Source organism: Larkinella arboricola (assembly GCF_003259745.1).
In the GTDB taxonomy this organism is placed as follows: Bacteria; Bacteroidota; Bacteroidia; order Cytophagales; family Spirosomataceae; genus Larkinella; species Larkinella arboricola.
The window spans coordinates 918,766-940,745 of the sequence record NZ_QLMC01000002.1; the positions used below are offsets into that span (position 1 = coordinate 918,766).

A 21,980-nucleotide genomic window follows, 5' to 3' on the forward strand; every position below is an offset into this window, starting at 1 on the left:
AATTGATATTGTATGCGGTGTAGAGACGGGGTTTTCCTGTCCTTCCTGATCGGTTCGTTTTTCGCTGCGAACGGACAGACGAACGATACTGACCAGACGTTGCCCACGGTGACGGTTCGGGGCACCACACCCGAACGGTTTTCGGTAGGTCAGAAAATACAGCGCATTGACTCGGTGACGCTCGAACAGTTCCGGTTTCAGACGCTCACGGACGTGCTGACGTATACGACGCCCATCGCTTTTAAGGTGTACGGGGCGGGCCAACTCGCTACGTCTTCGTTTCGTGGCACCTCGGCAAACCATACCGCCGTACTCTGGAACGGCATTAATATTAACCAGCCTACCGTTGGTCTAACGGATTTTTCGACGCTACCCGTTGCCGGTTTTGATCAACTGGCGGTTCAGTACGGGTCCTCCGCCAGCTGCGTGGGTTCGGATGCTGTGGGCGGCAGTATTCTCCTGATGAGTAATCCGAAATGGCAACAACCCGGTTTTTCGGCGTCGGCTGGACAGCAAACCGGTAGTTTTCGGAACAATGGCACCCAGGCCGGGGTCCGGTTTGTTACCGCGCTGGGAAAACGCTGGCAACTGGCCGGCAAAACCTTCCTGAATCTTACTAATTATAAGAACGATTTCCCATACCGCGAACGGGGCCATTATTTTGTCGAGCATTCGACGACGCGCCAGAAGGGGCTGATTCAGGATTTATCTTTCCGAAACGCGAAAAACCAGCAGCTTTCCTTCAACATCTGGCTCACGGATAATGATCTGATTGTCTCGCCCTACGATACCACCGTTCGGGAACGAACCCGTTCGCAGTCGTACCGGTTTCTTTCATCCTACGAAACCGATAAGCTAACAGTTCGGCTGGGGTATATCCGCGACATCATCGATTACGCCCGCGGAAATTTTGATACACCGAGTCATTCCGAAACTGATCGACTAGTCAGTCGAATTGAAAAAGAGTTTACCAAACCGTTTTCATGGGAGAACGCTACGCTGCGGGTAGGGGGCGAATGGTCGCATTACTGGACGCAGGTAGACGGTTACGGTTCTTCGCTTATTCAGGAAGACCGTGCGGATGTATTTGCGTTGCTGCGAATTCAATTAGCAAAGTGGCTTTTCTCCGCTAATCTGCGGCAAGCGTTCGTAAGCCGTTTCGATCCGCCGATTACACCGTCGGTAGGGGCCGAATATTCCGTTCTTCAATCGGCTACAACCCACCTGACCGCCAAAGCCTCCCTGGGCCGCAGTTATCGGGTTCCAACATTGAACGAACGGCACTGGAAAGAATTAGGCAATCCGAATCTAAGACCCGAAAACGGGTTTAATCTGGAAGCGGGTTTATCGGCCCGCTGGCTTCCCGCCAATCGGATCAGCCTTTCCTCGGAAGCAACGGTTTTCCGCAATCGCATCGACGACTGGTCGTACTGGAATCCCGAATACGGTTATCGGGTCGAAAACCTCCAGTTAGTTGTCGCCCGCGGACTGGAATGGAACGGCTCCGTGGCCTACACGGGTCCGCTCTGGCAATCGGGTCTTAGCCTGAACTATGCCCTGACGCACTCCAGCCAGAAACGCGTTTACTCTACGTACGCCCAGGACATCATTGGCAAACAGCTTGTGTATGTCCCCAAACACGTGGGTCGGCTTTCGGCCTACGTAGCCCACGGGAAAACCCGGCTGACCATCCAGAACCAGGTGAATTCCCGGCAGTACATTACCTTCGACAACATTCAGTTTCTACGAGGTTTTGTGCTGACCAACGTACTGCTCGAAACCCAGGTTAAACTCGGACCGGTTGCAACCCGGATTCAGGGGCAGGTCAACAACCTGTTCGATACCGTTTATCTCAACGTGAAGCGCAACGCCATGCCGGGGCGCCATTTTACCGTTCAATTAATCTGTAATCTGCATACCAAACAATGATCAAAAAAGTAACCACCGCTTCGGCGGTCCGGCTGAAACTGGCACTCAGTCTGCTGGTCGCCCTGAATTGGTCCTGTACCAAAGACAATGACGATCCAATGCCGCTGCCAAACGGCGCGGGTGTGCTGGTGATCAATCAGGGCAACTTCATGGACAACAACGGAACCATTACGTATTTACCGCCCGACGGCTCCACACCAACCTACGATATTTTCAACCAGATTAACAAGCGTTCGCTGACAGGGAGTCTTCAGGATTACACGGAATCCGACGGAAAAGGCTTGATTCTGGTCGATAATACAACCGCCGGACAGGATAAAGTGGAAATCATCGATGCCAATACGTTTCAATCCCTGGCCACGCTCAAATCCCCCGAAATCGAAAACCCACGGTCGGCCATTCGGGTGAGCGCCAATAAAGTTTACATAAGCTGCTGGGATGTTTCCGGGAATGCATCAACCGGCACATTCTTTAAAGATCCCGGTTACATTGCCGTGGTGGATTTAACAACCAATACCGTAACCCGGAAAATTCCGGCGATAAAAGGAGTGGAGACGCTTCTGCTGGTTGGCAACGAAGTGTTTGCCGGTTCTGCCGGTGACGCTACCCAACTGACGGTGATCGACGCCATCAACGATCAGCTTAAAACCGGAATTGAAATTGGCCCCAATCCGAATCCGGTCGCGGTGGATGCCAACGGAAAACTCTGGGTGTACTCGTCCGGCGAAATGGTGCGGATCAACGCCCAGACCAAAGCCATTGAAAATCGCCTGAAAATTGGTACGGATCCGGCCCGCTCGGCAAGTCGTTTCCGGATAAGCGCCGACAAGCAGTATTTTTATTTCGTGAACAGTTATTACGATGCTGCCGATAATTACAAAGAGAAAGGCGAGGTTTACCGCTTTGCCATAACCGATACCAGCGTTCCGACTACCACACCATTTATTAAGCGTTTGTTCAGCGGTATGGCCGTTGAACCCAATTCCGGCGTTATCTACGGGGGCATTACGCCATCGTTCAAACAGGCGGGTTATGTCTATCGTTACCAGGCCACCGGCACCTTAATTGATTCCGTGAAGGCCGAGATTGCTCCAACGGTATTTTATTTTAAATAGAAATCAGAAACGGGAAAAGACAGGAGATAGAAGAACGTACCAACGGTCTTTATTCTTTTGTCTGCGGTCTTTTCCCGTTTGTCTCTACAATGCACAAAGCCATAATCAGTTGGAGCGGGGGCAAGGATGCGGCCCTCGCTTTATTTTTTTGCCAGCAGTTGGCCCGGTACGAGGTTGTCGGGTTACTGACCAACGTGAACGAGCCGCTCGGACGGGTTACGATGCACGGTGTCCGGACGGATTTAATCGAAGCCCAGGCCGAAGCCCTGGGAATACCGTTATATACGCTGAAACTTTCGGGCGATGTTTCGATGGAAACCTATAACAACGCCGTACAGCAATCGCTGACCGAATTCAGAAAACAGGGTGTGACGCACGTGATTTACGGGGACATTTTCCTGGAAGACCTGCGGCAATACCGGGAGCAACAACTGGGCGAGGTCGGTTTACAGGGCGTGTTTCCGCTCTGGCAACGGGATTCGGCTTCGTTGATCCGGGATTTCTGTGCATCCGGATTCAAAGCCGTGCTAGTCTGTATCAACGCGAAACTGCTACCGGAAAGCTGGGCAGGGCGTGAGCTCGACGAAACGGTTTTGCCTGAGTTGCCGTCATCGGTAGATCCGTGTGGAGAGAATGGCGAATATCATTCCTTTGTGTACGACGGACCGGTCTTTACCAGGCCGGTTCAATTTCAGAAAGGCGAAACAATCCGGCGGTCGTATGCGGCCTCAACCCAAACGGATGATCAGTGGGATACCGAATTTATATTTCAGGATTTAGTATCTTTCACTGACCAACGCAGGCAGTCATGAACGGATCACTCATCTTCGGCAAAGGCTGGCAATACCAGCACCGGCATGTTACGTACCGGCGAATTCTTCGGCGGGTGGCTTATCAGTACCAGGATCAAATCCGACAGGCCACGGGCTGGAAAAAATTCTGGATACGAATCAAAATCTGGTACGAAATCGAAAAGATTTACGGCTCTATCATCTCCTGAAGGCTCTATTTGTTCCACGTGAATCCTTAAACCATTGATCGACACTCTGTTAGATAACACCCTTACTACCAATCTATTATAGGCCATTCTAAATGCTTACTTGATCGTAAAATGTTTGTTGTATAATTTATATTATGTTAACTAGAGTTTTAGAATACGGATCCTGCCAACCCAAACTCCTCCCCAGACCATACTCTCCCGGTTCATCTGTTAATTATATAGACACAAAAAAAGGACAGCCTGCAAAGGCTGTCCTTCTCGATGTACGAAGTCCTGATTATTTGGCTTCGATACAAACCACTTTATTGTCTTCGAACTGCTTCAGAATATTTTGCAGGTTCGTCAGGTTATCGTTCAGATCCTGATCGGTATCTTTTGCTGCTTTTGCTTTCTGAAAATACGGCAGCGCCTGTTTGAACTTGCCACATACCTGACCTTCGATTTCCTTTCCTTTGGCCTGGTACTCTTTCATATCCATCGCGCCCAGTTGCTCACGAATCTGGATGGCTTCGTTGAAATAAGCCGCACCCAGGTTGAAGTTCGCATCAAAGTTATTCGGATCGACTTGCAGCGCCTTGTTGTAATACTCTTTCACCAGTCCCCGGGTTTCCTCTACAGACTTGGTCAACTCCGCGAGTTTCTGCTCCTGATTTCCGGCGGCCTGGCTTTGCTGAGCCTGCTCCTGCACTTCTTTCTCCAGACCGGTAATTTTGGTCTGTGAATCAGCGATCATCTGCTTCACGCGGGTGATCTGATTTTTCAAATCGACGTTCTTTGGTTCGCGTTTCTGCCGGGCGGTCAACCGCGCCAGCTCCGTTTGCGACTCTTTCAAAACCACTTTCTCCTCCGCCAGTTGCTTGGTAGCATTCGGGCCTTTCTTCGCGTCGCCTTTCAGCTTTTTCAGTTCATCAGACTGATCTCTGAGTTTGCCGTCATAGATCCCTGCCAGCGTCAACAGATTGTTGATGTTGTTCGGATCTTTGGTCAACTGGTCTTTGAGGCTCGCAACGGCATCGTCCATTTTGCCGGATGTTACCAGAATGCTCGTCCGCTGGGTGTTCAGGTCTTTGTTGTTCGGGAACACCGTCAGGCCTTTGTCAATCGTGGCGATGGCTTTCTCGATTTCCTTATCCTGATAGTACAGACTCACCAGCGTGGTGTACACCGAAACGTCCTTACCACCATTGGCGATATAACGCTCGAAACTGGCTTTCGCGTCGGCCGGTTTCTCGGCATTCTGCGAGAAGATACCGGCGTACAAAGCCGCCGTGGTGTCTTTCGGGTTAATCTCACCCGCTCTGGCCATCAGCGTAGCCGCATCCTTGAAGTTTTTAGCCTGATACTTATAGATACCAGAGTTCATAAAAGCCTGAAACAAAGGCTGGCCTTTCAGGGCTTCCTCCGCTTCTTTGGCCATTTTGCCTGGACCACCGGATTTCTTATCTTTATCTAGCTCGATAACTTTCTGGTAGGCTTCGTAGGCAACATTGGCAGCGTTTGAATCAAGTTTGATGGCCTGCGTAGCGATGTTTTCGTACGTCTTAGCGCGATCCAGCCAAGTTTTGGGCTTGACAGAAGACTTTTCGTCCGTGATTGCCTTGTCGCTTTTTTCTTTCTCCGCCTGGAAAGTTTTTTCGGTCAGAGCATCGAGCCCTTGCTGCTGCGCGTATGCTCCTACTGATAAAAATCCCGCCAGTAGAAAGAACGAGAGTCTTTTCATGTGACTTAAATTTGGGGTTGAACGTTGGTTACCTGAATAATTTTGGAAAGTACTGAATAAAATACGGGATTATCAAGCCATTTGCTCAGAGGTTGGGTCCTCCGGGCCTTCAGCGGATGCGTCGGCCCCCCCGTCCATTTCGTCCAGTTCTTCATCCTCTTCCCGGGCAATCCGGGTTACTGACGAAATCTCGTCACCGTCGCGCAGGTTGATCAGCCGCACACCCTGGGTATTCCGCCCAATGACCCGAACCTCATCCACGTGCATCCGGATGGCCGTTCCCGCCTTGGTAATAATCATCAGATCGTCGGCATCGGTCACTTCCAGAATACCCACCAGATTACCTACTTTGTCGGTTACTTTCAATGTGCCGACTCCTTTGGCGCCCCGGTTGGTCACCCGGTATTCATCGAGCGGAGACCGTTTGCCAAACCCTTTTTCGGATACAACCAGCAACTGCGCATCGTCGCGGCCAATGCAGACCATTCCGACAGCTGTTACACCCGGCTCCAGATCAATACCGCGAACCCCGGCGGCTGTACGGCCCATCGGACGCACCCGGCTTTCGTTGAAACGAACGGCTTTTCCTTCGCTCGACGCAATGATAATGTCATTCTGACCATTGGTCATACACACGTTCAGCAACCGGTCGCCCTCCTCTTCATTAATCGTAATGGCGATGATACCGTTCTGGCGCGGACGCGAATACGCTTCCAGCAGGGTTTTCTTGATGGTTCCCTGCTCGGTACACATGACAATATAATTATTATTAATGTAGTCGGCATTCTTCAGATCCGTCACATTGATTACCGCCCGCACCTTGTCGTCCGACTCAATGTTGATGAAGTTGGCCAGCGGCCGCCCTTTCGAATCACGCGCGCCTTCCGGCAATTCATACACCGGCAACCAGTACAGACGGCCTTTCTGCGTAAAGATGAGCAGCGTGTTGTGCATCGTGGCCATGAACAGATGCTCCGTGAAGTCATCTTCCTTGGTCTTGGCCGCGCGCGAACCAACCCCTCCCCGACTCTGCGCCCGGTATTCGGTCAACGGGGTCCGCTTGATATAACCTTCGTGGGAAATGGTAATCAGCATTTCCTCGTCGGCAATCAACGACAGGTCGCTGATGTTGCCATCCCCGAGCATGTTGATCTCCGTCCGGCGCTCATCGCCGTAGCGGGCTTTCAGCTCCAGCAATTCGTCCCGGACAATGCTCAGTTTCCGTTCTTCGCTCGCCAGAATATCTTTCAGGTCGGCAATCAGACGGGCCAGTTCCTCGTATTCAGCGATGATTTTATCCCGTTCCAGCCCCGTCAATCGTTGCAGACGCAGTTCCAGAATGGCTTTCGCCTGTACTTCCGTCAACTTGAACCGCTCGATCAGACCGTTTTTCGCCACATCCGGATCGCGCGAACTCCGGATCAGTTCAATCACGGCATCAAGGTTATCGAGCGCGATCAGCAAACCTTCCAAGATATGCGCCCGTTTCTCGGCTTCGCGCAGTTCGTACTGCGTCCGGCGGGTAATCACCTCCTGACGGTGTTCCACGTAGTAGCGGATCATGTCTTTCAGATTCAGCAACACCGGGCGGCCTTTTACCAGCGCCACGTTATTGATGTTGAAAGACGACTGCAACTGCGTATACTTATAGAGGTTATTGAGCACCACGTTCGGAACAGCATCGCGTTTCAGATCGTACACCACGCGCAGACCATCGCGGTCCGACTCATCCCGGAACGCCGAAATTCCTTCAATTTTCTTATCGTTGATCAAGTCCGCCGTTTTCTCCAGCATCATGGCTTTGTTAACCATGTAGGGAACGTCGGTAACAATAATCTGCGTCTTTCCTTTATTTTCTTCAATGGTCGCGTGTGCGCGTAACACCACCCGTCCCTGACCGGTCCGGAATGCGTTGCGCACCCCTTCCATGCCGTAAATCGTAGCACCGGTCGGGAAGTCCGGGGCGGTGATATGCTCCATCAGTTCATCGATGGTAATATCATGATTTTCAATGTAGGCAACAATACCGTTCACCACCTCCGTCAGGTTATGGGGGGCCATGTTGGTGGCCATCCCGACGGCAATTCCCGACGACCCATTCAGCAGCAGATTGGGCAGTTTGGCCGGCATCACACTGGGTTCTTCCAGCGAATCATCGAAGTTGGGCTGAAAGTCAACCGTTTCTTTGTAAATGTCAGTTAGTATTTCTTCCGCGATGCGCTTCAGACGGGCTTCGGTATACCGCATAGCTGCCGGAGCATCGCCATCGATGGAACCAAAGTTTCCCTGCCCATCCACGAGCGGATACCGCAATGACCAGTCCTGGGCCATCCGCACCATCGTGCTGTACACGGAAGCGTCACCGTGCGGGTGGTATTTTCCCAACACCTCCCCGACGATCCGGGCCGACTTCTTGTACGGTTTGTTATAATTTACACCCAGTTCAGCCATCCCAAATAACACCCGGCGGTGCACCGGCTTCAGACCGTCACGCACATCGGGCAAGGCGCGGGAGATGATAACCGACATCGAATAATCGATGTAGGCCCCGCGCATTTCGTCTTCAATGTTGATGGGAATAATGTTGGTGGCGTCGTTTTTCTCTTCTGTTTCTTCTGCCATAAGAAGTTAATTCTCTGTCCGATAATCCGGACGAAGCGATGGTTAAAAAATGGAACCGTTCCGGGAAATCTACCGAACGGAGAAAGGCCTTTTCAATGGTGTGCCTATCATACAAATATGCAAAAAAATCGGCACAAATAAAAGCATTTTCCGCAGCAAGTGCAATTTGAGGCAAATTCCGGGCCAAGTTCACCATCCTTTCGCTACGGCCCGGTCAACCCCCTCAGATCAGTCGATACGAAGCCGATCGACTCCGTATTTCTGCGAACGGTTCCGTATACTCCAACCACCCTATTGTCCAATTCAGGAGAGAGCCGGACAACAGGGAAAATTCGTATAATACTATTCCGGGGAGACGACAACCAAATAATAAATTTTTCCGTATTTTTACGGATGTACTTTCCGCACAATTATATACATCCCATTTCGTTTTGGACTAATAATTGAGGGAACTCTGTCAATCAACCTGTAAAGTTTTATTGCACCTGATTCACAACGCAACGCAGGAAGTAGTACAGTATCATGCAGAAACGCCGTTTTTCGGATAAAACCCTTAAAATCCTTTCCCATTACCTCCTGAGCCTGCTGGCGATTCTATTGGTGGGCTGCTCTGCTCATACGCCACAGAATCAGAAACCGGAATACCCCCTGGCGCAGCAGGGAGTGCTGGACCTGCGCGCAGTCGAGTTTAATCAGCAACTGATTCCACTAAACGGAAGCTGGAAATGGTACTGGAAAACCCTGCTCAATCCGGGCGAGCGCCCACCCCGGTTTGAATACGGAAATTTCCCCGAACTGTGGAGTACACAAACCTGGAACGACCAACCGCTTCCCTCCTACGGTTATGCAACGTACTCGCTCACCGTTCTGCTCCCCCCCTCAGCGCCACCGCTGGCGTTGAAACTACCCGACATTTTCACGGCTTACCGGCTTTTTGTAAATGACCGGGAACTAACCCGCAGCGGCACACCCGGCACCACACCCGAAACCACAACTCCTTTCTGGTCAACCCAGGTCAAGTCGATTCCACCCACCTCCGACACCCTGCGGCTGCTCTTACAGGTGGCCAATTTTCACCATTCAAAAGGCGGCTCCAACCAAACCATCTTTCTAGGCTCCGCCGATGTGCTACAGGTTGCTGCGGACCGGGAGTATGCCCTCGACTATTTGCTCACCGGTTGCCTGTTCATGGGCGGCCTGTTTTTTCTGGGTCTGTTTTTATTCGGACGGCACGAAACCTCCCTTCTCTATTTTTCGCTGTTCTGTCTGCTGTATAGTTACCGCATCGTGGGCAGCGACGATTATGCCCTCCATGCCCTGTTTGAAACAGCCAGCTGGTCGCTGCTGGTCCACCTGGAATACCTGTCGCTGTTTATCAGCATTACCGTCTTTGTCCTTTACACGAACTCCCTCTACCCCACCGATGTCAACCGCCACGTCATCAGACTGCTGACCGGTATCTGTCTGGCATTTACCGCAGCAACCCTCCTGCTGCCGCCCGTTTACTTTACCCGGCTGATCAATCCGTTCCTGGGACTGATGCCGATTTACATCGGTTACGCTTTTCACGTTTATTGGCTAGCCGCCCGGCGAAAACGGCCTGGTGCCAACTATTCACTGATGAGTACGGGCGTTTTACTGGCGGTATTTATTATTATTATTCTGAAATATTTCCAGATTGCCATTCCGGAGGATATCGTACTGTTTCTGGGGTATATCGGCTTTTTCTTTCTTCAGTCCCTGGTGCTGTCGTACCGGTTTGCCTTTACGCTCCGGCAGGCCAAGGAACAGGCCGAAGAAGGACTTCGGGCCAAGAACGAGTTTCTGAGTACCATCAGCCACGAAATCCGGACGCCCCTCAATGCCATCATCGGGCTTAATCACCTAATGCTTCAGGACAATCCGCGCCCCGATCAGCGGCAACACCTGGATGTGATGCTCTTTTCGGCCAACAACCTGCTTCATATTGTTAATGACATCCTGGATTTCAACCGGTTTGAAGCCGGAAAAATAACGCTCGAAGCCGTTCCGATGGACCCAGCCCGCATCCTGCAAAATGTGGTGGCCACCTTCCAGCCCGTCGCCCGGGAAAAATCGCTCTCGCTCCAGTTGTCCATCGACCCCCGGTTTACCCCGAAAGTCATCGGCGACCCCAACCGGCTGGCGCAGGTGGTTTCCAACCTGGTCGAAAATGCCATCAAGTTTACGGAACAGGGCCAGGTAACCGTGAGCCTGACCGTTGATAAACAGCAGCCCGAAACCAGCACCCTGACCTTCGCGGTTGTAGACACCGGGATTGGAATTGCCCCCGAAAAACAGCAACTGATCTTTAACCAGTTTACCCAGGTTGATTCGTCCCTGTCGCGGACCTACGGCGGCACGGGCATGGGTCTGGCTATCAGCCGAAAAATCCTGCAAGTCCAGCAGGTAGAACTCAAATTGCAGAGCGAACCGAAAAAAGGCTCCCGCTTTTATTTCACGCAACGCTTTCCCCGCGCAGCCGCTCCCGGGCCCGAACCGAAGGAAAACAAACTGATCTCCGGCGACAAGCCCCTGCACGGAATTACGATCCTGCTGGTCGAAGACAATGCCATGAATGTTTTGCTGGCCAAAAACATTCTGAGTAAGCTCGGGGCATCGGTCGATGTAGCCAACAACGGTCAGGAAGCCGTCGATATGCTCGACTCTTCGAGACACCGCCTGATTCTGATGGATCTCCAGATGCCGGTGATGGACGGCTACGAAGCCACCCGCATCATCCGCCGACGCAACGAAACCCTGCCCATCATTGCCCTCACGGCCAGTCTGGCCCAGGAAGTGGGCGACCGGGTCAACGATGCCGGTCTGGACGAAATTCTGGTAAAACCGTATAACCCCGGCAGCCTCGCGCGGGTGATTCTCAAACACCTCAAGTTAGCCGGATAAGAAATAGGGATTTCAACGGACGGGTCTTTACCTTTGCACCCAATATTACGGTACTGATCCATTGATGCCTCATGCGCACTTCTTCAACTCTGTTGCTTTTCCTGCTTATTTTTACCAAAACGATGACGGCCCAAACCGTCAGTCAAGTTACCGATCCGGTTGAGTACGTCAACGTGCTGATGGGTACGGACTCCAAACCCAGCCTGTCGAACGGCAACACCTATCCGGCCATCGCCCTGCCCTGGGGCATGAATTTCTGGATGCCGCAAACGGGCCGGATGGGCGACGGCTGGGCCTATACCTATGCCGCCGATAAAATCCGGGGTTTCAAGCAAACGCACCAGCCCTCGCCCTGGATGAACGATTACGGCCAGTTTGCCATCATGCCCGTGACCGGCAAAATCCGCTTCGACGAAAACGAACGCGCCAGCTGGTTTTCGCACAAGTCCGAAATCGCCAGACCGTATTATTATAAAGTATACCTGGCCGATCATAACGTGACGACCGAAATTGCGCCGACCGAACGGGCCGCCCGCTTCCGGTTTACGTTCCCGCAAACCGATAGTGCCTCGGTGGTCATCGACGCGCTCGACAAGGGTTCATTCATCAAAATCATTCCCGGCGAAAACAAAATCATCGGGTATACGACCAAAAACAGCGGGGGTGTTCCCGACAATTTCAAAAACTACTTCGTCCTGATTTTCGACAAGCCGTTTGCGCACCACACGGTTTTTCGCGGCAAACAACCGGAAAGTCAGCTTCTTGAATTGCAGGCCGATCATGTCGGCGCGGTAGTTGGTTTTAAAACCCGCAAAGGCGAGGTGGTCAACGTCCGCGTGGCTTCTTCGTTCATCAGCCCCGAACAGGCGGAGTTAAACCTGAACGAAATCGGCTCGGACCCGTTTGAAACCGTTGCGCAGAAAGCCAAAGCCGCCTGGAACAAGGAACTGAGCCGGATTAAAATTGAAGGCGGCACCGTAGACCAGACCCGGACGTTCTACTCCTGCCTGTACCGCTCACTGCTGTTTCCGCGTAAATTCTACGAAATCGACGCCAGCAAAAAAGTGGTTCACTACAGCCCGTACAACGGCAAGGTGCTGCCGGGTTATCTGTTTACCGACACCGGTTTCTGGGATACCTTCCGCTCGCTGTTCCCGTTTCTGAACCTGATGTACCCTACGCTCAACGCCCAGATGCAGGAAGGGCTGGTCAACGCCTATAAGGAAGGCGGCTGGCTGCCCGAATGGGCCAGCCCGGGACTGCGCAACACGATGATCGGTTCCAACTCGGCGTCCATTGTGGCCGATGCATATCTGAAAGGCTTGCGCGGTTACGACATCAACACGCTGTACGAAGCCGTGCTGAAAAACTCCGAAAACGAAGGACCGCTGGATGCCGTCGGTCGGCGGGGTGTGCAGTATTACAACAAGCTGGGCTACGTTCCGTACGACGTGAAAATCAACGAAAATGCCGCCCGGACACTCGAATACGCTTACGCCGACTTCACGATTTACCAACTGGCCAAAGCCCTCAAACGCCCACAGGCCGAAATCGACCGGTTTGCCAAACGCAGCCAGAATTACCGCAACCTCTTCGATCCGGCCACGGGGCTGATGCGCGGTAAGAACCAGGACGGAACATTTCAAAAACCGTTTAACCCTTTTAAATGGGGAGATGCGTTTACCGAGGGCAATAGCTGGCACTACACCTGGTCGGTTTTCCACGACGTGCAGGGTTTGATCGGGCTGATGGGCGGACCTAAAAACTTCGTTGCCAAACTGGATTCGGTCTTTACCCTGCCGCCGGTTTTCGATGAGAGTTATTACGGCAGCGTGATCCACGAAATCCGGGAAATGCAAATCGCCGACATGGGGAATTACGCCCACGGCAACCAGCCGATCCAGCACATGATTTACCTCTACAACTACGCCGGGGCGCCCTGGAAAACCCAGTACTGGGTGCGCGAAACCATGAACCGCCTGTATCTGCCCACGCCCGACGGCTACTGTGGCGACGAAGACAATGGTCAGACCTCGGCCTGGTACGTATTCTCGGCCCTGGGTTTTTACCCGGTTTGCCCCGGAACCGATCAGTACGTGCTGGGCGCTCCGCTGTTCAAAAAGGCGACGCTGCAACTCGAAAACGGCAAGAAGCTGATTATCAACGCACCGACAAACTCAGAGAAAAACCGCTACGTGGACGCCGTCAAGGTGAACGGAAAACCGTATGCGGCCAACTGGCTGAGCCATCAGGCGCTGTTGCAGGGCGGAACCGTTGAGTTTACGATGCGCCCCACGCCCAACCAGCAGCGCGGCACCCAGCCCTCGGCCTTTCCCTATTCATTCTCAAACGAGAAACGGTAAGCGACCCGATTCCGGAGTTAAGCCGAGCCACTTTTCCGGTGGCTCGGCTTTTATTTTGTTCCCTCGGCCATGAACAGGGCCTTTTGCATCCGTCCCGCAAAAATTATATCTTAGCCAACAAAATAGCTTACGCCGTCGCTCACCGGTCAGGTTCTCTAGTTCTGTCATACCGTTCATGCCATTTCGCCGGATTTTCCAACATCCTCTGCTGCGCTTTTCGAAGCGACGAATCTGGATTTTTGTGGCCCTGGTTTCCTGGTCAGCCCCCATCGGAATTTACAACTGGATGGGCGACCGCTACCTGTCCGACTGGCGAATCTGGTTACCCACCACGGCATTTGCCTACACGGTTTGCATGACGTTGTTAGTGGTTCAGGAGAGCCTGATTTTCCGGATCATGAAGCGGTTTCCCCAAATCCGGCAGACCCTGACGCGTATCGTCCTGGAGTTTCTGGTTTTTCTCACCACCATCGGAGCCTCCACCCTGATTCCGTTTTACACCTTCCAGGCTATTCCGTATCTGAATTTCCACCCGGACAAGCTGGCCACCAACAACCTATGGCTGGGAACCTGCACCATCATTCTTTTTATCGGACTGTATGAAGGTCTTTATTCGCTGACCAAATGGAAGGAAAACAGTTTGCAGGCCGAAGCCTACAAGCGCGAGGTGTTGCTGAACCAACTGGACGTGCTGAAGAACCAGATCAATCCGCACTTTCTGTTCAATAGCCTGAATGCCCTATCGTCGCTGATCAGTGAAGAACCCAAACAGGCGGAAGAATACGTCGATGAACTGGCGAAAGGCTACCGGTATCTGCTGCAAACCAACGAAAACACGCTGACGACGCTGGAAAATGAGCTGACCTTTATCCAGTCGTACTACCACCTGCTGAAGATGCGGCACGGAACCGGCGTGACGCTCACGCTCGATGTGCCGCCCGCTTACCACGACCGGCAACTACCTCCGCTCAGCCTGCAACTGCTGGTGGAAAATGCCGTAAAACACAACCGCATTCTGGCCGGGAAACCGTTGCAGATTCAGATTGAACTCACGCCCGAACACGGGCTCCGGGTCCGCAACAACCTGCAACGCAAAACCACCCGGGTGGCCTCTAACCGGGTGGGGCTGACCAACATTGTCGCCAAATACCGCCTGCTGGGCCAAGCCGAACCGACCATTGTGGAGCAGGACGGCTTTTTTACGGTCACGCTGCCGCTGTTGAAACCGTCCGCCGTCCCGCAGGCTTAACCGGTTGCGAAAACCGCCCGGATTACGGCCTAGTCCGTTTCCACATAATTCAGGTCTTTTTTGAAGGTTTCTTCCATAAAATACAAGGCCATGAACGCCAGTGCCGCCGTCAGTAAACCGACAGCGAGGGCGCTGTTCAAGGTACCAAACTGGGCTTTCCCGTACACAAACAGCGAGGTCAGCGGAATGACGGCGCCCCGTACAAAATTCGGAACGGTGGTGGCTACCGTTGCCCGCAGGTTGGTGCCAAACAGTTCGGCGGCAATCGTGACAAACAGCGCCCAGTAGCCGTTGGCAAAACCCAGAAACACACACACCAGGTAAAACGTATTCACATCCTTCAGCGGAGCCAGCAGGTATACCAGCACGAAAACCAGTGAGAGGACAATAAAACCGCCGATGACTTTTTTACGGCTTCTGAAATACTGACTCAGCATCCCGCTGGCAATGTCGCCCGCGACCTGCCCGGAAAACGACAGCATCACGGCTTTTCCCGCAACGACCGGAGCCGAAAGCCCGATGGCCTGCCCGATTTCCGGCGAAAACGTAATCAGAATCCCGACGACAAACCAGATCGGCAAACCAACCAGAATGCATTGCAGGTATTTTAAAAACCGTTCACGGCTGGAAAAGAGCATCAGCAAATCGCCCCGTTTGACCTGACGTTCTTTGACGTTTTCAAAAATCCGGGATTCAAACACGTTGATCCGCAGCACCAGCAGCATCAGACCAAGCCCACCACCGACAAAATAAGAAATCCGCCACTGGAACAGATCGGCCACAAAATAAGCCAGAATGGCCCCTAGCACCCCCATCGTGGCGACAATCATGGTTCCGTAGCCGCGAATCTGTTTGGGCAGCACTTCCGTGACGAGCGTTACCCCGGCACCAAGCTCGCCCGCCAGACCCACCCCGGCCACAAACCGGAGAAGGGCATACATAGGCAGGCTGTTAATCAGTCCGTTACCGATGTTGGCCAGGGAGTAAATCAGAATCGACCCGAACAGCACCGAAAGCCGCCCGCGTTTATCGCCCATGATGCCCCAGAAAATACCGCCGATCAGCATCCCGGCCATTTGCCAGTTCAGCAGGGCAATTCCTTCGGGCAGAAGCTGATCGCCCTCTACGCCCAGCGCTTTCAGACTCGGCACCCGCACCACACTGAACAGAAACAGATCATACATATCCACCAGATAGCCCAATGCGGCTACGACTACCGGCAGTTGAAGCAATTGGCTACTCAGGCTTTTTTCAGTTTTCGGTTGATCAACCATTGTATCGTTAAGGTTAAAGGTCTACAGGTCAGGTTCGACGTCGGGGTATCAAAAGCGGGTTCAGCCACCTTGCTGTAGACCCCACACGTTAAACCAGCAATTAAACGTTCTTCGGCAGCGTGTACGGCGCCCGGTACGGACGGCTCAGGTAGGCATTCGCTTCCGAATCACCAATGAATTCTTCTTTTTTCGGATCAAATTTCAACTGGCGGCCCAGCCGGTACGAAATGTTGCCCAAATGAGCCAGCCCGGAAGCCAGGTGGGCCGTTTCAACCGGGCCATTTAGCTTCGATTTGTCGCGCGAGCGCACGGCCTCAATGAAATTCAGGTAGTGATCACCGCCCGCGTGCCCGGCGGGTCCGGGGGTGCGCTCCTTGCCCAGAAAGGTTTTGTAATCGTTGTAACCGTTGATGACCATGTACCCTTTATCGCCGTAGAAAAGATTGCCGATCTCAATACCGTCTTCCCGATTGGTCATCCAGGGCCGTACTTCAAATTGCAGAATCTTGCCTTCTTTGGGATAACGGTAGGTCGAAATCAGCGTTTCCGGTGTTTCCTTGCAGTCGTTCCAGAGGTACTTTCCGCCCATCGAACTGATTTCTTCCGGCAGGCCCACGTCCAGCCCCCACATCGCCAGGTCGGTTTCGTGGATGCCCTGGTTGCCAATATCGCCGTTGCCGTACTCCCAGAACCAGTGCCAGTTGTAGTGTACGTAATTTTTGCTGAACTCCCGCGCCTTGGCCGGCCCCTGCCACAGATCCCAGTTCAACCCCGCCGGAACTGCGCTGGTGCCCTGATTGCCAATATCCGGCCGCCATTTATACACCAGCCCCCGCGCCATGTACACCTTCCCGATCAACCCGTCGCGCAGGTGCTTGATAGCTTCCTGAATGGCCGTCGAACTACGCAACTGCACCCCGTGCTGCACCATGCGGTTGTATTTCGAAGCCGCTTCAATCAGCTTTCGGCCTTCCTTCAGGTTGTGCGTCCCCGGTTTTTCGACGTACACATCTTTCCCGGCCTGACAGGCCCAGATGGCCGCCAGCGCGTGCCAGTGGTTAGGGGTGGCAATGCTAACGGCATCAATGTTTTTGTCGTCGTAGACTTTCCGCAGATCCGGCTCGGTTTTCACCTTGCGGGAATAGGCTTTCTCAAACTCGGCGGCCCGTTCAGCCAGCACCACGTTGTCTACGTCGCAGAGCGTAACCACCTCGACGTTGGGCAAACCGGAAAAGCCGGAAATGTGGTTCTTTCCGCGCCCGTTGACGCCGATGACGGCCACCCGGATGCGGTCGTTGGCCCCGAACGCGTGGGCCGGGATGATGGTGGGCAACCCCAGCACGGCCAGTGAGCCGGTCGCTGCGGTTTTGAGGAAGGTACGTCGGGAGTCGTTTTGCATTTTTTTACGAGGTTTAGGAGAATATAATTTAGTTGTAACACAGCGTTAATCAGATAACATCAGGGTTAATCAGAGCGTCTCAGATAACCTCTGATTAACGCTGTGTTACAACTTACAATCTCGGTATCGTCATCCCGCCGTCGACCATGATAACCTGACCGGTTGAATACGGGAAATCGCCCCGGGCCAGCGCGGCCACCGCCCGGCCCACATCGTCGGGAAAGCCCCAGCGTTTCTGGACCGTTAAGCCTTCGTCGATCAGTTTGTCGTATTTCCCGATCACCCCCGCCGTCATATCGGTGCGGATGATGCCGGGCCTGACTTCAAACACCGGAATATCGAACTCGCCCAGCCGGGCGGCAAACAACTGCGTTGCCATGCTCAACCCCGCTTTGGCCACGCAGTATTCGCCCCGATTGACGGAAACGACCGTGGCCGAGATGGACGAAACGTTGATGATGCTGCCCGTAAAGTCGGTTTGCTCCGCCTTTTGCCGGATCATCCAGTTGGCCGCGGCCTGGGTCAGGAAATAAGCGCCCTGCAAGTTGGTCGACAGAACGTGTTCGAAGCTTTCCTCGGTGGCTTCCAGAATGTCCCGGCGTTCCTTCGGGGCAACGCCCGCATTATTAACCAGTACGTTCAACCGTCCGAAATGGGCCATGATCTGCTCCATCATTCGCGAGCGGTCTTCTTTGGAAGCAATATCGCCCTGACAATACAGCACATCGGCCCCCAGTTCCCGCAAACCGGCCAGAGCCTCGCCAACGGCTTCTTCGGGCCGAACACCGTTGATGGCCAGATCAAAACCGGCTTTGGCCAGGTGTTCGGCAACGCCGTAGCCAATGCCCCGGCTACCGCCGGTTACAAACGCGACTCTTTTCATAATTCCGGAATGTCAACCCAGCACCGTTTTTCCCAGCTTTCAATGCCTTTTTCGGCCAGTTGAACCCCCTTGGCCCCCTCCCGCAAATCCCACGGAAACGGTTCGTCCTTCACGACGTGCTTCAGAAAAAGCTCCCACTGCACCTTGAAGGCGTTGTCAAACAATTCCTGCTCCGGTACTTTGGCCCAACCCTCAAAAAACTTGATGGGCTGCTCAATATCGGGGTTCCAGACGGGTTTGGGCGTGTTGCCGTAATGCTGAATATAGCACTCGCGCAGACCCGCCACCGCCGAGCCTTTCGTGCCGTCGACGTGCAGCGTCAGCAGGTCGTCGCGCCGAACCCGCGTGGTCCAGGAAGAATTAAATTGGGCAATAACGCCCCCTTCGAGTTCAAACGTCGCATAGGCCGCATCGTCGGCGGTTGCCACATACGGTTTTCCCTGCTCGTCGATCCGTTCGGGAATGTGGGTGGCGCCCAGACAGGACACGGATTTTACTTTCCCAAATACATTGTCGAGCACATACCGCCAGTGGCACAGCATATCCACGATAATACCGCCGTCGTCTTCCTTGCGGTAATTCCACGAAGGCCGCTGCGCCGGAATGGTGTGGCCCTCAAACACCCAGTAGCCAAACTCGCCCCGAACGGAAAGGATTTTACCAAAGAAATCATTCTCAATCAGCCGCTTCAGTTTCAGCAAACCGGGCAGCCAGAGTTTGTCCTGCACTACCCCGTTTTTCAGTCCGGCTTCCTTGCAGAGATGGTAAAGCTCCATCGCCACTTCGGTACTGACGGCCGTTGGTTTTTCACAATAGACGTGTTTTCCGGCTTCCACGGCTTTGCGGACACCCTCAGCCCGACGGCCCGTGGTCTGGGCGTCGAAATAAATAATGTTATGCGGATCAGCCAGGGCCTCATCGACGTTGGTCGTCATCTTGGTTACGCCCGACTGCTGACACAGTTTTTCGAGTTTATTGACATCACGGCCCACCAGAATCGGATCGGGCATAATCACCTCGTCCGGTCCGACCTTTACCCCGCCCTGTTTGATAATGGCGGCAATGGAGCGCAGCAGGTGCTGATTGGTACCCATCCGGCCCGTGACGCCGTTCATGATAATACCGACTTTGTGTTCTTTCACTGTTGAATAAATGGTTTGACGGTTTTTATGAATGATACAAATAGCCGTTTTTGATTTTTTCGAGAAACTCCTTCTGATCTTCGGCCCAGTAGCGGTTCGAAAAGATTTCGACCTCGTTGAACCCGTTGAAACCCGTCGCTTCGACCCACGACCGAATCTGGCGGACGTTGATGCAGCCCTCCCCCATCAGTCCCCGGTCGTTGAGCAGGTCCTCCGTCGGGGTTTTCCAGTCACAGATGTGAAAAGCGAACAAATGGCCGTTTTTACCGCACCGCTGGATTTCCTGTTCCAGATTCGGATCCCACCAGAGGTGATACACATCAACGGCTACGCCCACCAAGGGCGAGTTGAGTTCCTCGGCCATATCGTTGGCCTGCCCTAACGTATTGATCGCCGAGCGGTTATCGGCGTACATCGGGTGCAGCGGTTCAATGGCGAGCTTCACCCCGCTGGCTTCGGCATGGGGCAGCAGGGCGGCAATACCGTCCCGAATCTGCTTGCGGGATTCGGTCAGGGGCTGGCCGGGAACGGCTCCGCAGACCAGCACCACGTGCGGGGCACCCAGTTCGGCGGCTTCGTCGATGGCCCGGCGGTTTTCGTCAATGGCCGCCTGACGACCTGCCGCTTCGGGGTGCGGAAAAAATCCGCCCCGGCAGAGCGACACCACCGTCAGGTTATGATCCCGCAGAAGCTGGCCCGTCTGGTAGATGTTGCGGTTGGCGAGCGCATCCCGCCAGACGGTAATGCCGCCAATGCCGGAGAGGGCAAAATGCTCGGCGGCTTCCTCCACCGACCACGGCTTAGTCGTAATGGTATGGACGCAAAGTTTTGAAAAGTCCCGGAATGGAGATTCCGGGAACGCCGGTTCTCCCGGCGCTGATTCCGGTTGCGGTGTCAGGTTCATGCCAGGGCTCCGAAGAAGGTGTAATAGGGTTCGTTGTTCAGGACGCGTTGCAGGTAGAGCGCCACTTCGCGGGCGTGGTAATCGCCCCACATGCTCGACTCGCCGTAGGGTATTTTGCTCTCTTCGGGCACGTAATCCCAGCCGTTGGGCCGGTGGTAAATCGAGTGCAGAATCAGCCCCTGGTGGTTCGGGTCGGTACTCAGGTAGGGCTCGGCAAACAACGTATCTAACACCGTTAACCCGGCCTGCCAGTACCGTAAGCCGTTTTCTACGTCGCCCCGTTCGGACAGGTATTTGCCCAGCCGAAGCAGCCCCTGCGCCCCGATGGCGGCTGCGGAGCTATCCACCGGCTCAAAATCGTTGTACGGATCGGCGGGCCGGTTCAGGTAGTCGCCCATTTTGGCCAGACCGGGAGCGCCGGTGTCCCAGTACGGAATGCCGTTGGCGGGCGTGTGTTCGATGTAAAAATCGCAGGTGGCGCGGGCGGCTTTGAGCAAGTAGGCTTCCACCACCGTCCAGCCGCCGAACGGTTCCAGATCGGTTTTCTCGAACGTATTCAGGTATTCGAGTTGTTCGGCAAAACCGCACATGGCCCAGGCCAGGCCGCGCGTCCAGGTCGAGAAACCGGTGTAGCCCTGCTGGGAGTTGGGGCAGCGGAAATTACCGTCTTTGGTATTAAACACGCTTTCGTGCGCCGTGCGGCCCCAGAGGTCGTAGGTATCGCGCCCTTCGCCGTAAAATACCGAGTAGTCGGCGGTGGCTTTCATGTGTTGCAGGGCGCGGTCGAGCAGGTTAATCACCACATCGCCTTCCCCCTGAAAAACGTGGCCCAGACTGTGGCTCAGCACCACCGCCCGGCACGAACGGATGGTATCCACAAAAAGCGAATGCGGTCCGTTGAAGGAGTGAATAAAGCCGCCGGTTTTCATGGTCGTCCAGCGGCTGGCCTGCACCGCACCCGAGATTTTGAGCGCCAGTTCGTAGAAATTCTTTTCCCACTCGTTGAACTCCGTTTTGCCTTCCCGCATGAGCCGCAGCAGGTTACCGTAGGTGCTCACGTTGTTGAAACCGTGGTCGTGCACGCCGATGTGGCTGATGTGCGGGGCCATGACCGTGAGGGTTTTCTGACGCCCCATTTCCAGAAAGCTGGTGTCGCCGGTGGCATCGAATTGCAGAATGGCCGAGCCAAACTGAAACCCCTGGGTCCACTCGGTCCAGCCGCGGGTGGTATAGTGGCCCTGTACGGTAAAAACAGGGGACCCTTTGGCGGTATCGTACTGGGTATCAATGAGTTTGATTTTTTGGGCGGATAAGTCCCAGAATTGTTGAAGTCGGGTGGTGAAGTCAGCCGGTTGGAGGGCGTTGTTGATTTGAATCATTGGTCAGGTAATCGGAAAACGAGAAAAATCCTTGGAATTACCCGTATAAGACAAAACCGGCCCTGACTTACCGTTT

At 53.8% G+C, this 21,980-nt stretch carries 15 protein-coding genes; 7 read left to right on the plus strand and 8 right to left on the minus strand.

Features of this window, described 5'->3' with window-relative positions; genetic code table 11:
* The first annotated feature begins 12 nt into the window (after positions 1-12).
* The 4 genes from LX87_RS10950 (at position 13) to LX87_RS10965 (ending at position 4,044) form a co-directional block, all read left to right on the plus strand.
* Positions 13-1,929 (plus strand): TonB-dependent receptor plug domain-containing protein, encoded by a 1,917-nt coding sequence (locus tag LX87_RS10950; RefSeq protein ID WP_111628228.1) that lies wholly within the window; start codon positions 13-15, stop codon positions 1,927-1,929.
* Positions 1,926-3,044 (plus strand): DUF5074 domain-containing protein, encoded by a 1,119-nt coding sequence (locus tag LX87_RS10955; protein ID WP_111628229.1) that lies wholly within the window; start codon positions 1,926-1,928, stop codon positions 3,042-3,044. The genes LX87_RS10950 and LX87_RS10955 overlap by 4 nt, the downstream gene beginning before the upstream one ends.
* Positions 3,045-3,133: 89 nt before the next feature.
* A complete protein-coding gene (locus LX87_RS10960; RefSeq protein ID WP_111628230.1) occupies positions 3,134-3,856 on the plus strand; it encodes a Dph6-related ATP pyrophosphatase in 723 nt (240 codons plus the stop codon).
* Positions 3,853-4,044, plus strand: a complete 192-nt coding sequence (locus tag LX87_RS10965) for a hypothetical protein (RefSeq protein ID WP_111628231.1) — start codon at positions 3,853-3,855, stop codon at positions 4,042-4,044. The genes LX87_RS10960 and LX87_RS10965 overlap by 4 nt, the downstream gene beginning before the upstream one ends.
* A 277-nt stretch (positions 4,045-4,321) precedes the next feature.
* Here LX87_RS10965 and LX87_RS10970 read toward each other — a convergent pair whose 3' ends face one another.
* Both LX87_RS10970 and gyrA read right to left on the minus strand, forming a co-directional pair.
* A complete protein-coding gene (locus LX87_RS10970) occupies positions 4,322-5,764 on the minus strand; it encodes a tetratricopeptide repeat protein (protein WP_111628232.1) in 1,443 nt (480 codons plus the stop codon).
* A 72-nt stretch (positions 5,765-5,836) separates the two neighbouring features.
* A complete protein-coding gene (gene gyrA / locus LX87_RS10975) occupies positions 5,837-8,386 on the minus strand; it encodes a DNA gyrase subunit A (protein ID WP_111628233.1) in 2,550 nt (849 codons plus the stop codon).
* Positions 8,387-8,908: 522 nt separating this feature from the next.
* Between gyrA and LX87_RS10980 the strand changes: the two genes are divergently transcribed.
* From LX87_RS10980 to LX87_RS10990, 3 genes are all read left to right on the plus strand, one after another.
* Positions 8,909-11,311 (plus strand): ATP-binding protein, encoded by a 2,403-nt coding sequence (locus LX87_RS10980; protein ID WP_111628234.1) that lies wholly within the window; start codon positions 8,909-8,911, stop codon positions 11,309-11,311.
* A 71-nt stretch (positions 11,312-11,382) separates the two neighbouring features.
* Entirely contained in the window at positions 11,383-13,674 is a 2,292-nt protein-coding gene (locus LX87_RS10985; protein WP_111628235.1) for a GH92 family glycosyl hydrolase, read from the plus strand.
* A gap of 175 nt (positions 13,675-13,849) precedes the next feature.
* The gene (locus LX87_RS10990; protein ID WP_111628236.1) at positions 13,850-14,923 is read left to right on the plus strand and encodes a sensor histidine kinase; all 1,074 of its coding nucleotides are present in this window, start codon (positions 13,850-13,852) and stop codon (positions 14,921-14,923) included.
* Between the two features lie 29 nt (positions 14,924-14,952).
* Here LX87_RS10990 and LX87_RS10995 read toward each other — a convergent pair whose 3' ends face one another.
* From LX87_RS10995 to LX87_RS11020, 6 genes are all read right to left on the minus strand, one after another.
* Positions 14,953-16,197 carry an MFS transporter gene (locus LX87_RS10995; RefSeq protein ID WP_111628237.1) on the minus strand — a complete coding sequence of 415 codons (1,245 nt, stop codon included), beginning with the start codon at positions 16,195-16,197 and terminating at the stop codon, positions 14,953-14,955.
* 100 nt (positions 16,198-16,297) lie between these two features.
* Positions 16,298-17,596 carry a Gfo/Idh/MocA family oxidoreductase gene (locus tag LX87_RS11000; RefSeq protein ID WP_111628238.1) on the minus strand — a complete coding sequence of 433 codons (1,299 nt, stop codon included), beginning with the start codon at positions 17,594-17,596 and terminating at the stop codon, positions 16,298-16,300.
* 112 nt (positions 17,597-17,708) lie between these two features.
* Positions 17,709-18,479, minus strand: coding sequence for a 3-ketoacyl-ACP reductase (locus LX87_RS11005; protein ID WP_111628239.1), 771 nt, complete (start codon positions 18,477-18,479; stop codon positions 17,709-17,711).
* Positions 18,476-19,621, minus strand: coding sequence for a Gfo/Idh/MocA family protein (locus tag LX87_RS11010; protein WP_229310618.1), 1,146 nt, complete (start codon positions 19,619-19,621; stop codon positions 18,476-18,478). The genes LX87_RS11005 and LX87_RS11010 overlap by 4 nt, the downstream gene beginning before the upstream one ends.
* A gap of 25 nt (positions 19,622-19,646) precedes the next feature.
* Positions 19,647-20,525, minus strand: coding sequence for a sugar phosphate isomerase/epimerase family protein (locus LX87_RS11015; RefSeq protein ID WP_111628240.1), 879 nt, complete (start codon positions 20,523-20,525; stop codon positions 19,647-19,649).
* A complete protein-coding gene (locus LX87_RS11020) occupies positions 20,522-21,904 on the minus strand; it encodes a glycoside hydrolase family 88 protein (protein ID WP_111628241.1) in 1,383 nt (460 codons plus the stop codon). Before LX87_RS11020 ends, LX87_RS11015 begins: the two co-directional genes overlap by 4 nt.
* Positions 21,905-21,980 lie beyond the last annotated feature (76 nt).